Here is a 14,035-nt window from a genome sequence, read left to right as displayed (position 1 = left end):
CCATCCCGAACAGGACAGTGAAACGAGTCAGCGCCGATGATAGTGCGGATTCCCGTGTGAAAGTAGGTCATCGTCAGGCTATTATTAAAGCCAACCCCCATCAGCTCTCGCTGGTGGGGGTTTCGCTTTTGGGGCGGGCAAATCACTAATCGGGGCTCATTGATCGTCAATCAGTGATGCTCGATTCCGAGGGCCAAGCGCAGCGCTGGCTGCGAAATCCCTTGGGTCAGCGGGCGACTACAGCGGTCCGGACCGTGCGGGGCGCTCGGTATTCGGGGACCTTTATGCGGGACAAGCAGCTATTTGAAGTCGCCAGCGGCTTCTTATAAATGCAGAGCGCTGCCCCAGTCCCGCTCACGCGGGCCTTCTTCAGCCGGTAACGAAGGTGTGCCGGGTGGAGCTACTTCGCGACGGTCTCGAAGACCTCGATGTCCTTGCGCAGCAGGCTGTTGACGAGGGCGGCGACCTACACGCCCTTGGCGCGGGCGTGCTCGGCGAGGAAGGACTGCACCTCGTCATCGAGGTAGACCGGCATGCGCAACTTCGCGCCGGGGCGGTGGAACTTGCCGCGCTTGCCTTGGAGAAGTCGATCTCTGCGGGCATGTCGTCGTCGGGCGGGGGGCTTGCGGTCATAGGGCTGCCGTCAAGACGGGTTCAGCGAGGTTCATCCTCATAGCTGCGACGTTCGCGCGGCGTGGCCTCGCGGGCGGAGATGAGGCGCATGCGGGCCTCGTTGGCGCTGAGCGGCTATTGGCTGTCGCCTCGATCTCTGCGATGCGTTCGAGCACGTCGGCGAAATCGGTGACAGGTCCAAAGATCATCCCGGCCATGGCCCATTAGTCGCGCTGCAGAGCAGCACGCATCGCCTTCGGTGTTGTCAACGTGACCGAGAAGTGTGAGGCCTGCTTAAGGCTAAGGTCGGGGCTACCGAGGAAGAGCCGGGCATGTGTGGCGCAATCGGCCCCGAGAGTCTTGTTCTGCAGCCAAGTGTTCGCGTCGCTGGCCTTCATGAGCTGGTGTAGGTCGAAATGTCTTCGGAGAAGCGCGGGATCAGGTCGAACGCTTTGGATAGCGACGTGCCGCCCGTGAACAGAAGGCGGGGACTGTTTGGGTGCAGGCCATTGAATAAGGCGTCGAGCGTCCAACCCACCCAGAAGTCCTTTTCGACGTTTTGAGCCGGTGTGCCAAGCCGCGCCGCCGTCTCGGTGAATAGGCCGGCGCGGTCTGCGTCGCTGCTGGTGATGATGTCTGCTCGATGCCGGCGTCTTCCAACAGGCGCTGCACGCTCACCTCGTTCTTCAGCCGCTCAAGCTCGGGTCCGGGTATGCGCGCCATCGTGGGTTCTCGCGCAAAGAACCTACTGACGAGATCATATACGTTCTTGGAATATTTCATTCATCCGATGCGCGCATGGGCCCTATCATGGTTGCAACAGGCCTTTTTGAGGCGGTGCAGCCATGCCTAAACGGAAGACGGAAGTGATCGCGAGTTTTGGTGGCCGACTGGCCAGCCTGCGCAAGGCTACCGGCTACACGCAGGTGGAGCTGGCAGCCGAGATGGGCATCACCCAGCGCATGGTGGCCTACTACGAAGCCCCCAACGCCCAGCCGCCGGCTCATCTGCTGCCGCAACTGGCGCAGACACTGGGGGTGAGCGTGGACGTGCTGCTGGGCCTGACCGAGCCGCGCCGGCCCAAGAAGGTCGCGACCAACCGGCTGGAGCGCCAGCTGCTGGAGATCGAGAAGCTCGACCCTAAGGCCAAGCGCCAGCTCACGCAGTTGCTGGACACCTTCATCGAGGGCGAGAAGCTCAAGCGGCGCATGAACGCCGGCATCACCACGCAGGAGGCCTGAACATGACCACCATCCAGATCGAGCTGACCGATGCCACCGCGCAGGCCGCCCGCGATGCCGGGCTGCTCACGCCGCAGGCGCTGGACCGGCTGCTGACCGACGCCATCAGGCGCCAGCAGGCGGCCGACTCGCTGCTGTCCATCGCCGGGCGCGTGGCCGCCGCCGGCATCGCGCCGATGTCGATGGACGAGATCAACGCCGAGGTAAAGGCCGCGCGGGCCGCGCGCCGCGCGGCGCAAGCAGAAGAGGACGAACAGCGCGCACAGTGGGATCGGGAGCAGCGTGCGAGCGGTCATTGACACCAATGTGCTAATCGCCGGCCTGCTATGGCGCGGGCCACCGCATGCGCTGCTCACCCAGGTGCGCAACGGCCTGGTCAGCCTCGTGAGCAGCCCCGCACTCCTGGCAGAACTGGATGAGGTGCTCGGACGTCACAAGTTCGACGCCATCCTCAGCCGCACCCACACCTCACGCGAGCAGGCCTTGGCCGAGTTGCGGCAACTGGCCGAGGTGATGGAGCCCCCGCCGCTGCCCCAGCCGGTGTGCCGCGACCCCGACGACGATGAGGTGCTCGCGCTGGCACGGGCCGCGCGCGCCGACCTGATCGTTAGCGGTGATGCTGATCTGCAGGTGCTGCAGCAGTTCGAGGGCATCCCCATCCTGGACCCCGCGCAGGCGTTGCAGCGCGTGGCCGCGAGCGGACCGCCACATCCGCCACCGTCTTGAGATCACGGTCGGTGATCTCAAGGCACTGAGCGAGTCAGCGCCCTCTGCAACCCCTTTAGCCGCTACTTCAGCCGCTAAGGGGGCTGGGAGATTTTTGTGTTTGAAGAGAAACCCCGCACCAGCCACAGGCCGGCCGGATCACCCCAGCCGCTGCACGATCTCCACCGCGCCGACCGTCCACAGCGCCGCCCGCACCGCCCAGCACCGACCCCGAGCCCAGGTTCAACCCCCAGGCCTCCACCCGTTACCACTGCCACCATCGCTTCGCTCCCTGCCTGGGCCCGCCTGCGGCGGGCCTGTCGTTCCGGTATTCAAGGCGTGGCCACCCCGGCTTGGAGATGGGCCTGCGCCTTGTTGGAGGGGTTATCCAGGCCGTGCGGCTTCGGTTCAGCGGCAACGACGTTTGTTACATCTGCGCGAGCAACGCTGGCATGCGGCGCAGCCTTAAAACGCCGCGCAACGAGGTCGAAAGATCGCTCAGAACCACGGGAGGAGATAAAAAAACCCGCCGAAGGCGGGTTCCTATTGGGCTTCAGGGTCTGAACGTCTGCGGCAAGGAGATCAAACGTTGAAGAGGAAGTGCAGGACGTCCCCGTCCTTCACGACGTACTCCTTACCTTCTGCGCGCATCTTGCCGGCATCCTTCGCACCCTGTTCGCCCCGGTACTGGATGAAATCGTCGTACGAAATCGTCTGAGCGCGGATGTATCCCCGCTCGAAGTCCGTGTGGATGACGCCGGCGGCCTGCGGCCCGGTGTCGCCGATGTGGATCGTCCAGGCACGCACTTCCTTCACGCCCGCAGTGAAGTAAGTCTGCAGCCCCAGCAGCTTGAAGGCGGCACGAATGAGGCGGTTGAGCCCGGGTTCGTCCTGGCCCATTTCGGCCAGGAAGAGCGTGCGGTCTTCGTCGCTCATCTCGGCAAGCTCGGCTTCGGTCTTCGCGCAGATCGCGACGACCGGTGCGTTCTGGCCGGCTGCATACTCCCGCAGCCGGTCCAGGAACGGGTTGTTCTCGAAACCGTCTTCCGCGACATTGCCGACGAACATGGCCGGCTTGGCGGTGATGAGGCACAGCGGCTTGAGGACCGCCTGTTCCTCCTTGCTGAATTCGATCGAGCGCACCGGCTTGGCCTCGTCCAGCGCCGCCTGGCACTTCTTCAGCACCTCGACCAGCCGCGCCGCGTCCTTGTCGCCGCCAGCCTTGGCGACCTTGCTGTAACGCTGCAGGCTCTTTTCCACGGTGCCCAGGTCAGCCAGGCACAGCTCGGTCTGGATGACTTCGATGTCGGCGATCGGGTCGACGCGGCCATTGACGTGAATGACGTTCGGATCCTCGAAGCAGCGCACCACGTTGACGATGGCGTCGGTTTCGCGGATGTGCGAGAGGAACTGGTTGCCCAGACCTTCGCCCTTGCTGGCGCCCGCAACGAGACCCGCGATGTCAACGAATTCGACCACGGCCGGCAGGACCCGCTCGGGCTTGACGATCTCCGCCAACGCAGCCAGCCGCGGGTCGGGCAGTTCGACGATGCCGACGTTGGGCTCGATCGTGCAGAACGGGTAGTTCTCGGCAGCGATGCCGGCTTTGGTCAGGGCGTTGAAAAGTGTGGACTTGCCGACGTTGGGCAGGCCCACGATGCCGCATTTGAGGCTCATGGCTGGGCTTTCTGTGGAGCGCGAGACCGGCTGCGGTCGGGCGATAAAGCCGCTGATTTTAGTCGGCGTGCCGGGCTTGGGCCTTTGGCCTCAATGGAGTCATACCCCGCTGCCTACAATCGCGCCATGCAGTGTGTGGACGTCTTGGTCAGGGGGCGGGGTGCCGTCGGAAGCAGCCTCGCGTTGAGCCTTGCGGCGCAGGGGTTGACCGTGGGCGTCGCGGGCGTCGCCGCCGCCTCGCGGGCAGACGATGTGCGGACCTATGCATTGAATGCCGCTTCCGTTTCACTGCTGACCGAGCTTCGGGTGTGGGACAGCTTGCCTGCTGATGCGGTGAGTCCCGTGTACGACATGGTCATCAATGGAGACGCCGCAGCGGACCGCGAGGGCGGGCGACTCAGCTTTTCTGCGTGGCAGCAGGGGCTGCGCGAGCTGGCTGTCATCGTCGATGCCGGCGCGCTGGACGCGCAGTTGGCGGCGGCGCTGCGTTTCTCGCCGCATGTCCATAACGTCCCGGACACCACGACCGCGGCGTTGACGGCCCTGTGCGAAGGTCGCGAGTCGGCCGCCCGCGCAGAGCTCGGGGTCGGCTTCAAGCCCAAGGCCTATGGCCACCGCGCACTCGCGGCGCGACTGACGTCCGACCGTCCGCACCAGGGCGTGGCGAGGCAATGGTTCCAGCCTGGCGGCGAAGTGCTGGCCTTGCTGCCGTTCGAGCGTCCGCAGCGCGGTGCGTCGTATGGCCTTGTGTGGTCCTGCCAGGAGTCCACCGCCGAGCGCCTGCAGTCGCTGCCCGCGCAAGATTTCGAGCGCGAACTGAACGCCGCCACGGCGGGCGCCGCAGGCGAGCTCAAGCTCGGCAGCGAGCGTTCGAGCTGGCCGCTGGCGCTGGCCCGGGCCGATGAGGTCAGCGGCTCCGGCTGGGTGCTGCTGGGTGACGCCGCGCATGTCGTGCATCCGCTCGCGGGCCAGGGACTGAACCTCGGTCTGGGCGATGTGGCGGCGCTGTCGCGTGTGCTGGCGGCGCGCGAGTCCTGGCGGCCGCTGGGCGACGAGCGCCTGCTGCGGCGCTATGCGCGAGAGCGCCTCGCGCCGACGCTGGCGATGGGCGAGCTCACGGACGCCCTGCAGCGCCTGTTCGCCCACAACTCGCCCGCCGCACAGGGCCTGCGCAACCGCGGGCTCGACGCCCTGAATCAACTCACCCCCGTCAAGCGCTGGCTCACCCAACGCGCGCTCGGCCTCTAACCTTTTCCGGTCGCTCCAACATCGTGTCGCCTGCCCACGCCCCTGCGCTCCCGCGCCTGCTCACCCCGCTGCTCGCCGGCCTGCTGGCCGCGGCCAGCCTGCCGGCCCTGGCCAACGAAGCCGCCATCCGCAAGATGTTCGCCGAGCGCATGCCCAACATCCCGAAGATCGACGAGGTGCGGCCGTCACCCATGCCGGGCCTCTGGGAGGTGCGCATCGGCAACGAGATCCGCTACACCGACCCAACGGGCAGCTTCCTCATCGAAGGCGAGCTCATCGACATCAAGGCCAAGAAGAGCCTGACCGAAGAGCGCATTGCCCAGATCAACCGCGTGGACTTCGCGGCACTGCCGTTCAAGGACGCGCTGATGTGGAAGAACGGCACCGGCAAGCGCCGCATCGCCGTCTTCGCCGATCCGAACTGCGGCTACTGCAAGCGCTTCGAGAAGTCGCTGCAGGAGATGAAGGACGTGACCGTCTACACCTTCCTGATCCCCATCCTCGGCGGCGATTCCCCGGAAAAGACGAAGGCGATCTGGTGCGCCAAGGACAACGCCAACGCGTGGCTCGCGTGGATGCTGCGCGGCGAGGCGCCGCCGAAGGTGGCTGGCACCTGTGATGACGCGGCGATCGAGCGCAACTTGGCGCTGTCCCGCAAGATCCACGTGAACGGCACGCCGGCCATCCTGCTGGAAGACGGCAACCGCATTCCCGGTGCCGTGGGTGCCGTCGAGCTCGAGAAGCGCTTGCAGGACCTGGCTGCGCCGGGTCGCAAGTCCTGAGCGCCATGCAGGCGCACACCCGACAGCTGGCCTACCGGCTCGGCTATGCCGGCCTCGTGCCTTTCGTGCTCGGCTGCCTGCTGATCTGGCTGATCGATCCGCGCGACGAGGACCCTTACCGGTTCGTGCGTTTCGCGACGGCCGCCTATGCCGCGCTCATCGTGTCCTTCCTCGGCGGCATCGCCTGGGGGTTGGCGTTTGTGCATGACAGCGCGGATCGCCGGCCGCTCGTCTGGGGCGTCAGCGCGTCGCTGCTCGCCTGGCTGGGCGTGCTGATGCCACCGCACGCGGGTCTGGCGCTGCTGGGCGGCGTGCTGATCGCCTGCTACGTGATGGACCGTCGTATCTATCCGCAACTGGGCGCCGCGGCCTGGCTGACGCTGCGCTTCCGGCTGACGGCCGTCGCCTCGCTGAGCTGCTTCCTCGCCGCCGCGGGCAGCTGATGCGCGGGCCCCGCTACCGCATCGAGCTGGCCGATCTCGCGGCCCACCGCTTCCGCGTCACGTTGACGCTGCCCGAGCCGGCCGCCGAGCAGCAGTTCAGCCTACCGGTATGGATCCCCGGCAGCTACCTCGTCCGCGAGTTCGCCAAGCACCTGAGCCGAATGACCGCTCGCCAAGGCTCACGGGAACTGCCCGTGGAGCAGCTCGACAAGGCCAGCTGGCGCGTGCGCTGCGGCGGCCGTGCGGCACTGACGCTCAGCTACGAGGTCTATGCGTTCGACGCGTCGGTGCGCACCGCCTGGCTCGACAGCCAGCGCGCCTTCTTCAACGCGAGCAGCCTGTGCCTGCGTGCGCACGGTCGCGAGCAGGGCGCGCACCGCATCGAGCTCGCCGGCGTGCCCAAGGGCTGGCACGTCGCGACCGAGGCCACGCCCGCCACCGGCGGCTTCGAGGCCACGGACTATGACGAGTTGCTGGACCACCCCTTCGAGATCGGCCCGCATTGGACGGGCGAGTTCGAGGCCGCGGGTGTACCGCACCGCGTCGTCGTCGCCGGAGCCTGGCCCAGCTTCGACGGCGAGCGGCTGCTGGCCGACGTGCGCCGCATCTGTGAGGCGCAGATCGCCCTCTGGGGCGGCGCGCCGTTCAAGCGCTACAGCTTCTTGCTGTGGGCCGTCGACGACGGCCATGGCGGGCTGGAGCACCGCGCGAGCACCGCGCTGATCTGTGCGCGGCGCGAGCTGCCCACGTCCGCCGAGCCGGCCACGCCGGGCGACGCCTACGTCCGCCTGCTGGGCCTGTTCAGCCACGAGTATTTCCACGCTTGGAACGTCAAGCGTTTGCGGCCGGCCGAGTTCGCGGCGTTTGATTACCAGCGCGAGAACTACACCGAGCTGCTGTGGTTCTTCGAGGGCTTCACGAGCTACTACGACGAGCTGATGCTGTGCCGCGCGGGCCTCGTCGACGCGCCGCGCTACGTCAAGCTGCTGGCCCAGACAGTCAACGGCGTGCTGGCAGCGCCCGGGCGGCGCGTGCAGCCGCTGGCGCAGGCCAGCTTCGAGGCCTGGACCAAGTACTACCGGCCCGACGAGAACAGCCCCAACGCGACGAGCAACTACTACGGCCAGGGCGCGCTGGTGGCGCTGTGTCTGGACCTGAGCCTGCGGCTGCGCAGGTCCAGTCTGGACGCGCTGATGACGCGCCTGTGGGCGTCCACCGACGGCGGGTCGGTCAGCGAGCCCGCGGTCCTGGGCGCTGTGGAGGCCCTGGGCGGCGCCGAGCTAGCCGGACAGCTTCACCAGTGGGTGCACGGCACCGACGAACTCCCGCTGCGGGATCTGCTGCAGGCCCACGGCGTCGGTTGGCGCGACGAGGGGCGCCAGACGGTGGCGCAGCGCCTGGGTCTGCGGGTGCGCGAGGCCGCGCTGACGGGCATCCATGTCACCCACGTGCTGGCGGGTGGTGCCGCCGAGGCCGGTGGAGTCAACGCGCGAGACGAGATCCTGGGCTGCGAGGGCTGGCGGTTGCGCCGGCTGGACGACGTGCCAGCGCTGCTGGCGCCGGGCCAGACGCGCCTGCGCTTGCTCGTCAACCGCGACCAGCGGCTGCTGGAACTGGCGCTTGAGCTGCCGCCCGCCCAGGCGGCCGCCGTGGCGTTGGCGCCGGCCCCCGGCGCTCACGCGGTGCGCCGCCGCTGGCTCGGCGCCTGACGCGCCATGAAGACGCCCCGGCCGCCGTGGCTGCTGGTGCTGGCGGTACTCGCGCTGCACCTGTTGCTGGCGCACGAGGTGCAACGCATCGCCGACGGCTGGGTTCATGACGGCCCACCGCCGATGCCGGCCCGCATGCAGGTGGCGTTCGTGCGCGAGCTCGCGCTGCAGGAGCCTACCCCCGCACCCGCCTCGCCACCCGTGCCACCCCCTCCCGCCGCGCCCCCGACGCCGCCGGTAACACCCCCGCGGCCCCAGGCAGAAGACGGCACGCCGGCGGTGGCCGCCCAGGCAGCATCGGCGCCGCAGACCCCGCCTGGCCCCGTGCCCAGCGCCAGTGAGCCGGCCGAGGCGGCAGCGTCCGCGCCGCAGACAGCGCCTCCCGTCGCGCAGGCGGCTTCAGCGCCAGCAGGCGAGGAGCCCGGCGCCGAATGGCCGCTGTCCACGCGGCTGAGTTACGAGCTGCGCGGCAACTACCGTGGTCCGGTCTATGGTCAGGCGCAGGTGGAATGGCTCCGGCGCGGCTCGGACTACCAGGTCAACCTGGACGTCAGCGTGGGCCCCAGCTTCGCGCCGCTGATCACGCGGCGCATGAGCAGCCAGGGGCAGGTCACGCCCGACGGCATCACGCCGCAGCGCTACGACGAGGAGACGCGCTTCATCGTCGGCGACACGCGTCGCAGCACGGTCTTCTTCCTCGGCGCCGAGGTGCAGCTGGCCCAGGGCGTGCGGGAGCCGCTGCCACGTGCCGCCCAGGACTCGGCCAGCCAGTTCGTCCAGCTGACCTGGCTGTTCCGCACCGGTCGCGAGCTGCTGGAGCCCGGTCGTGTGGTGACGTTCCCCGTGGTCTTGCCACGCCGGCAGTACGCGGAGTGGCCCTATGAAATCGTCGACAACGAATCCGTCGAGACCGCCATGGGCTGGGTGCCAGCCTGGCATCTTCGCCCCCGTGCCACGGCCTCGAGCGGCGACCTCACGGCCGAGGTGTGGCTGGCGCCGGGCCTGCAGTTCCTGCCGGTGCGGCTCATCATCAGGCAAGACGCTGAGACCTACGTCGACCTCATGCTCAAGGGCCTGCCCGAGCAGGCCGCGCCAGAATCCGCCAGCAGCACTCCCAGGAGATCGAGCCCATGACCTACGAATGCATTCTCACCGCCGTCCACGGCGACGGGCCGCGCAAGACGGCACTGATCACGCTGAACCGCCCGAAGGCGCTGAACGCGCTGAACGACCAGCTGATGGACGAACTGGGCCAGGCGCTGCTGGCCTTCGATGCGGACGACGGCATCGGCTGCATCGTGCTGACCGGCTCCGAGCGCGCCTTCGCGGCCGGTGCCGACATTCCGACCATGCTGCCGCACACGTTCGCGACGGCGTTCAAGAGCGGCCTCATCAGCAAGAACTGGGAAACCATTCTGCAGGTTCGCAAGCCCGTCATCGCGGCCGTGGCCGGCTTTGCGCTGGGCGGCGGCTGCGAGCTGGCCATGATGTGCGACTTCATCATCGCGGCCGACACCGCCAAGTTCGGCCAGCCCGAAATCAAGCTGGGCATCGTGCCGGGCGCCGGCGGCACGCAGCGCCTGCCGCGCGCTGTCGGCAAGAGCAAGGCCATGGACCTGCTGCTGACGGCCCGCATGATGGCCGCGGCCGAAGCCGAGAGCGCAGGCCTGGTGTCGCGCGTCGTGCCGGCCGACAAGCTCCTGGAAGAGGCGCTGGCCGCCGCGGAGGCCATCAATGGCTTCAGCGCGCCGTCGGTCATGCTGATCAAGGAGCTCGTGAATCTGGCCTACCAGGCGCCGCTGTCGGAGGGCGTGGGCGTGGAGCGGCGCTATTTCCACGCGCTGTTCGGCAGCCACGATCAGCGCGAAGGCATGGAGGCGTTCCTGGCCAAGCGGGCGCCGAACTTCGAGCATCGTTGACTGACCGCTGGGGGATGCCCATCGCGTAGTGGAGCGGTGCTTGGTGGTACATCGGCCCCGTGATGACCGTTCGCATGCGCTCCGTCATGCCCCAGGCGTCCACGAAGCGAGCCTGGCGCAGTCCAGCCACATCTGGAGGAAGCACCTCTCGGACGACAGTTTTCGGGGTCTGGAGCTGCGGCGATGAACTGCTCCCAGCTCGAAGCGTTGCTTGCCGGATCCGCATCGATCAGCCACCGAGGCATTGACGGTGCGGAACCTCACGACGAATCGAAGAAGGTGTTCGTCATGATGCCGTCCAGCTGCTCTCGCTCGGACGGCGCTTGATGGTCGTCGGGGGTTCAGGTGCGTGGAGATGGGGACGGGTGTCAGGCCAGCGGCGCACGTCTTCGGTTGAGGTCGCAATCAGACTGAGCGACTCCACGGAGCGGCGCGCGGCGACGACGCCCCATTCAGTTCACCTGAAATCCCTGCTGCTCGTCGCCAGCCCGCCCAACATCGGGGTCAAGTCTTCCAGGTGCCCCGCGATGACGTTGCACACGCCGTCCTCGCGCTGCCATCGGCCCTTCACTGCCAGCAGCCGCGATGGTCCTCGTGAACTGGCGCATCCTTCAGCAGCGGTGGCGTCGAACGCTGCGCCGAGGCGGCCCAGACCTGTTGCCTTCGGTGCCCGCTCAGGCTCATCAACGCGTCGCTCGAGGCGAGCAGCGTCATCTGGTGCTGGTTGAGCCTTCCATGGTTCTGAAGCGCATTGGCTATGACGGAGCGATGCAGCAGTTCTCGGTCCACGGCTGGCCAAGAGTCGAGCTCGTACTTCCTGGTCCGGACGGTCCTGAGGCCGATCCGCTGGATCCAGACGAGGACATCTGCGCTAGCTTTTGTGACGCTCGTCATGCACATAAAGCTATACATACTTTCTTAAATGCATAGAAAGCTAGACATTCCTTGGAGGCTCGATGCATGCTATGGTTATCTTTTTGGTACCAATGCGAGCTTTTCTATGCATGACGGTCGCCCGCTTGCGCGAACCATCGACCCAGCCCTCAACGTTCCTCAGCAGCTGAGAGCGCTTCGCACCGCACATGCCAAAAGCATCAATGACCTGGCTGAAGCTACCGGGCTGAACCGGTTGACCGTGTCTGCCGCAGAGGGCAAGACCGATGCTCGCATTTCGAGCGTGATGGCGTTGTTTGACGCGCTTGGCTACACGCTGCTTGCCGTACCGAAGCCTCTCGTGCGTGAAGTGGCCAGCTTCATCAACAACGGTGGGGTCACGGTGTCACTTCCAGCTGGGCAGACGGCGCCGCTGGGCATAGCTCAGCGGGCCTTCCAGGCTGGTAGATCCGGTTCCTCCGCTGACGGCGAATGAATGTAGGCGATGAACGCACGCCTGAAAGATCCATTCACGATGGCACAGCTGCTTTTGCATGTGCCCGAGTCATCGCAACCACGACAGATCGGTTGGCTCTCCCAGTTCGGTGACAACCTCCGGGTGTCGTTCGCGGCTGACTACATCGAGGACCCGAATCGACCCACGCTCTCGCAGCTGTACACCGGCGCGAACGATGGCGAGACCCGCGCCATCCTGCAAGCGGTCAACGACGAGCGCCTGGTGCGCATCGGAAAGCTGCCGACCTTCTTCTCGAACCTGCTTCCGGAAGGAGTCAATCGGGAGCGCCTTGCTCAACAGCGCGGCGTCACTGTTGAAGACGAGCTCGAGTTGCTAGCCGCTGCCGGGCATGACCTGACCGGTGGAGTTGAAGTCGTCCCAGCTGATGATGTCCCGAAGGACGTGCAGCAGCTTCACGCGACGAAGAACCTCGAACCGATCGAACCAGGAACCGTTGCGGCACCGATCGACAACGGGTTCTCTATCGACGGTATCCAGACCAAGTTCTCAATGGTGCACGACGGCAGGCGCTACGTGATCCGCCACGGCACGGCCGCCGGCGACTTCATTGCGAAGCTGCCGTCGCCCAGGTTCAAGGACCTGGTCCTGAACGAGGGCATCTGCATGCGCATGGCCAAGGCGGTGGGCGTCAACACCGCCAACGCTGAAGTGCGGCCCATCGCAGAACTTGGTGTGCCAGACCACGTCAAGGAAGCGTTTGGCGAGTTCCTGCTTGTGGATCGATTCGACCGCTTCAAACGCGAGGACGGATCTACCGGTCGGATCCACTTCGAAGAGCTGACCCAAGCCATCGGGTTGGATGCACCCAAGAAGTACCAGGACATGGAAGCAGCCATGCGGGCACTTCTCACAACTCTGAAAGCAAGCCCCAAGGCCTCTGCTGACATCGATGAGTTCTTCCGACGCTGGACCGTGAATGCGCTTTTGGGCAATCCGGACGCCCATTCGAAGAACTGGGGCCTCATCTATCTGGACGGTCGCCGTGCACAGCTTTCGCCTGCGTACGACATCGTGAGCGTGGCGTCGTATTTCGACTCAGCCAAGGCAGAAGAGTTGTCGATGAATCGCAAGATCGACCAGACGCTGCGAACCTGGGGAGAAGACACCGCCGCCGCGCTAGCCCATCAGGTCGATCTCTATCAAGTCGCTCGTATCCGGCGTGTCGTCCGCGAGACCCAGAGGCTGGCTGTTGCCTTGTGGCCGGCAATGCTTGAGGAGGCGCCGGAGCGAGTTCGCGACACCGTCCGCCTCCGACTCAAGGAGCTGGTGCCCGCCAAGGTCTCGAAGGCCCCAGCAACATCGCGGCGCGCTGGCCCATAACGCGAGCGGAAAGCCGAGCTTGTTGTGCCGCTTCCAGGTCGTGGTCGTAGACCGGCCGCTCACGGTCGTCGAGGATCGCGTACTGGGCTGCGAGGTCGTTGGCATCGGGACTCAGCCAGGCCGCCAGGTTCTCGCGCCTTAGCGGGATGACGCAGCGTTCATGCCCGGCATCGGACACTTCCTGTGGCGGTTCATCGGTGATGAAGGCAACCGACAGCAAGTCTTCTTCATCAGGCTTGCGGGCCTTCCACTCCGACCACACGCAAGCGACCGACATCGGGTGGCCGTAGTCGGGCTTGAACTGGATGATGGCGTCGCTGACCCCTTCGCCCGGATCTGCACCCACCTGAGTTTCTGTCGTCTCGGCCTCGGGCGGGTCCTTCGACACCAGCGCCACTAGCACCGTGCGCGTCTCGATGCGGTCCACCACTTCTTCGGTCGGTGCTTGCGCCTCGACTTTGCGTTTCCGTGGCCCTGCAACGGCTGCACCAGCTCCACGCCTTTGATGCGCGCCCCGGTCTCGCCGTAGCGCGTCGTCGTGGGCTCCGTATCAATCCGTGCTCTTCGGCAACACCTTCGCGTCCAGCTCGAGCGGCACCGGCGTCGGTGCCGCCCGTGAACGGCGGCCAGGCCGCCCAGTGCCTGCAGGAACTCCTTGGCCCTGCCGCGCTGCTGCTCGGCGCCGACGCTGCCCTCGCCCTCGGCGCTGCGTGCGTGGACCCACAGCTCGCGCAGGTCCGGCTCGGTGGGCGCGGTTTTCATGCGCGGCTGCTCATCCCACAAAGACAGGCAGTTCTTGATGCCGAAGAGCTGGAGCGACCTCGCGCGCCAGGTGGCACGGTCGCCGCCGACGGCGCACCGAGCTGACGCCAACGGCTAGATGGTCAACGACCAGCTTGACGAGATTCCAGATATTGCCGGTGAATTTGACGAGATTCAGGATTTCAAATGTGTGGCAGTAACTTAGC

The 14,035-nt window shown here is 66.4% G+C and carries 16 protein-coding genes, 1 rRNA gene and 1 pseudogene; 13 read left to right on the top strand and 5 right to left on the bottom strand.

The features are described 5' to 3' along the window. Window positions 1-79: ribosomal RNA gene (rrf, locus tag LXT13_RS29120) — 5S ribosomal RNA — on the top strand; the annotation flags it as partial. 315 nt (window positions 80-394) lie between these two features. Beyond that, window positions 395-676: a hypothetical protein gene (locus LXT13_RS27245; RefSeq protein WP_233375497.1), complete on the top strand. Its 282-nt coding sequence runs from the start codon at window positions 395-397 to the stop codon at window positions 674-676. A 330-nt stretch (window positions 677-1,006) separates the two neighbouring features. On the opposite strand, the gene LXT13_RS29115 is transcribed toward LXT13_RS27245, so the two are convergent. Continuing rightward, complete coding sequence (locus LXT13_RS29115) at window positions 1,007-1,150, bottom strand: nucleotidyl transferase AbiEii/AbiGii toxin family protein (protein ID WP_233375495.1); 144 nt, start codon at window positions 1,148-1,150, stop codon at window positions 1,007-1,009. 307 nt (window positions 1,151-1,457) lie between these two features. On the opposite strand from LXT13_RS29115, the gene LXT13_RS27235 reads away from it, so the two are divergent. Genes LXT13_RS27235 through LXT13_RS27225 form a run of 3 tightly spaced genes read left to right on the top strand, consistent with a single transcriptional unit; the run spans window position 1,458 to window position 2,579 of the window. Further along, complete coding sequence (locus LXT13_RS27235) at window positions 1,458-1,853, top strand: helix-turn-helix domain-containing protein (protein WP_233375493.1); 396 nt, start codon at window positions 1,458-1,460, stop codon at window positions 1,851-1,853. Between the two features lie 2 nt (window positions 1,854-1,855). Next, window positions 1,856-2,152, top strand: coding sequence for a hypothetical protein (locus LXT13_RS27230; protein WP_233375491.1), 297 nt, complete (start codon window positions 1,856-1,858; stop codon window positions 2,150-2,152). Further along, window positions 2,136-2,579, top strand: coding sequence for a putative toxin-antitoxin system toxin component, PIN family (locus LXT13_RS27225; protein WP_233375490.1), 444 nt, complete (start codon window positions 2,136-2,138; stop codon window positions 2,577-2,579). The genes LXT13_RS27230 and LXT13_RS27225 overlap by 17 nt, the downstream gene beginning before the upstream one ends. A 561-nt stretch (window positions 2,580-3,140) precedes the next feature. Here the strand turns inward: LXT13_RS27225 and ychF are convergent. Further along, window positions 3,141-4,235, bottom strand: a complete 1,095-nt coding sequence (gene ychF, locus LXT13_RS27220; protein WP_233375489.1) for a redox-regulated ATPase YchF — start codon at window positions 4,233-4,235, stop codon at window positions 3,141-3,143. A gap of 126 nt (window positions 4,236-4,361) precedes the next feature. Here ychF and LXT13_RS27215 point away from each other — a divergent pair, with 126 nt between their 5' ends. From LXT13_RS27215 to LXT13_RS27190, 6 genes are read left to right on the top strand one after another with little or no spacing between them, the layout of a single operon-like run. Further along, the gene (locus tag LXT13_RS27215) at window positions 4,362-5,483 is read left to right on the top strand and encodes an FAD-dependent monooxygenase (protein ID WP_233375488.1); all 1,122 of its coding nucleotides are present in this window, start codon (window positions 4,362-4,364) and stop codon (window positions 5,481-5,483) included. Between the two features lie 23 nt (window positions 5,484-5,506). Next, window positions 5,507-6,265, top strand: a complete 759-nt coding sequence (locus tag LXT13_RS27210) for a DsbC family protein (RefSeq protein WP_419964722.1) — start codon at window positions 5,507-5,509, stop codon at window positions 6,263-6,265. Between the two features lie 5 nt (window positions 6,266-6,270). After that, on the top strand, window positions 6,271-6,708 hold the full coding sequence (locus LXT13_RS27205; RefSeq protein WP_233375487.1) for a DUF3429 domain-containing protein: 438 nt from the start codon (window positions 6,271-6,273) through the stop codon (window positions 6,706-6,708). Further along, entirely contained in the window at window positions 6,708-8,417 is a 1,710-nt protein-coding gene (locus tag LXT13_RS27200; protein ID WP_233375486.1) for a M61 family metallopeptidase, read from the top strand. Before LXT13_RS27205 ends, LXT13_RS27200 begins: the two co-directional genes overlap by 1 nt. Before the next feature lie 6 nt (window positions 8,418-8,423). After that, the gene (locus LXT13_RS27195) at window positions 8,424-9,551 is read left to right on the top strand and encodes a DUF3108 domain-containing protein (RefSeq protein ID WP_233375485.1); all 1,128 of its coding nucleotides are present in this window, start codon (window positions 8,424-8,426) and stop codon (window positions 9,549-9,551) included. Beyond that, a complete protein-coding gene (locus tag LXT13_RS27190; RefSeq protein ID WP_233375483.1) occupies window positions 9,548-10,336 on the top strand; it encodes an enoyl-CoA hydratase in 789 nt (262 codons plus the stop codon). Before LXT13_RS27195 ends, LXT13_RS27190 begins: the two co-directional genes overlap by 4 nt. A 457-nt stretch (window positions 10,337-10,793) precedes the next feature. Here the strand turns inward: LXT13_RS27190 and LXT13_RS29080 are convergent. Further along, window positions 10,794-11,041 (bottom strand): annotated as a pseudogene (locus tag LXT13_RS29080) (hypothetical protein); the annotation flags it as partial. A gap of 217 nt (window positions 11,042-11,258) precedes the next feature. Between LXT13_RS29080 and LXT13_RS27180 the strand changes: the two are divergent. Together LXT13_RS27180 and LXT13_RS27175 are read left to right on the top strand one after the other, a co-directional pair. Next, on the top strand, window positions 11,259-11,705 hold the full coding sequence (locus LXT13_RS27180) for a helix-turn-helix domain-containing protein (protein ID WP_233375481.1): 447 nt from the start codon (window positions 11,259-11,261) through the stop codon (window positions 11,703-11,705). 9 nt (window positions 11,706-11,714) lie between these two features. Beyond that, window positions 11,715-13,067, top strand: coding sequence for a type II toxin-antitoxin system HipA family toxin (locus tag LXT13_RS27175; RefSeq protein ID WP_233375480.1), 1,353 nt, complete (start codon window positions 11,715-11,717; stop codon window positions 13,065-13,067). Here LXT13_RS27175 and LXT13_RS27170 read toward each other — a convergent pair. After that, the gene (locus tag LXT13_RS27170) at window positions 13,003-13,494 is read right to left on the bottom strand and encodes an SOS response-associated peptidase family protein (protein WP_233375479.1); all 492 of its coding nucleotides are present in this window, start codon (window positions 13,492-13,494) and stop codon (window positions 13,003-13,005) included. The two genes, LXT13_RS27175 and LXT13_RS27170, sit on opposite strands and share 65 nt — an antisense overlap. Beyond that, a complete protein-coding gene (locus LXT13_RS27165) occupies window positions 13,464-13,829 on the bottom strand; it encodes a hypothetical protein (RefSeq protein WP_233375478.1) in 366 nt (121 codons plus the stop codon). Before LXT13_RS27165 ends, LXT13_RS27170 begins: the two co-directional genes overlap by 31 nt. Between the last annotated feature and the right edge of the window lie 206 nt (window positions 13,830-14,035).

It is taken from the genome of Pelomonas cellulosilytica, assembly GCF_021353265.1.
Classification (GTDB): domain Bacteria; phylum Pseudomonadota; class Gammaproteobacteria; order Burkholderiales; family Burkholderiaceae_C; genus Pelomonas; species Pelomonas cellulosilytica.
Note: the sequence above shows the minus strand (reverse complement) of the source record. Positions and strands in the feature narration are given on the sequence as shown.

Excerpts from the sequence above, each read along its gene's own strand:
- LXT13_RS27200 (WP_233375486.1), top strand. The coding sequence starts at position 6,708 with ATGCGCGGGCCCCGCTACCGCATCGAGCTGGCCGATCTCGCGGCCCAC.
- LXT13_RS27190 (WP_233375483.1), top strand. The coding sequence starts at position 9,548 with ATGACCTACGAATGCATTCTCACCGCCGTCCACGGCGACGGGCCGCGC.
- LXT13_RS27180 (WP_233375481.1), top strand. The coding sequence starts at position 11,259 with ATGCATAGAAAGCTAGACATTCCTTGGAGGCTCGATGCATGCTATGGT.
- LXT13_RS27165 (WP_233375478.1), bottom strand. The coding sequence starts at position 13,829 with ATGAAAACCGCGCCCACCGAGCCGGACCTGCGCGAGCTGTGGGTCCAC.
- LXT13_RS27215 (WP_233375488.1), top strand. The coding sequence starts at position 4,362 with ATGCAGTGTGTGGACGTCTTGGTCAGGGGGCGGGGTGCCGTCGGAAGC.
- LXT13_RS27175 (WP_233375480.1), top strand. The coding sequence starts at position 11,715 with ATGAACGCACGCCTGAAAGATCCATTCACGATGGCACAGCTGCTTTTG.
- ychF (WP_233375489.1), bottom strand. The coding sequence starts at position 4,235 with ATGAGCCTCAAATGCGGCATCGTGGGCCTGCCCAACGTCGGCAAGTCC.
- LXT13_RS27195 (WP_233375485.1), top strand. The coding sequence starts at position 8,424 with ATGAAGACGCCCCGGCCGCCGTGGCTGCTGGTGCTGGCGGTACTCGCG.
- LXT13_RS27230 (WP_233375491.1), top strand. The coding sequence starts at position 1,856 with ATGACCACCATCCAGATCGAGCTGACCGATGCCACCGCGCAGGCCGCC.
- LXT13_RS27235 (WP_233375493.1), top strand. The coding sequence starts at position 1,458 with ATGCCTAAACGGAAGACGGAAGTGATCGCGAGTTTTGGTGGCCGACTG.
- LXT13_RS27205 (WP_233375487.1), top strand. The coding sequence starts at position 6,271 with ATGCAGGCGCACACCCGACAGCTGGCCTACCGGCTCGGCTATGCCGGC.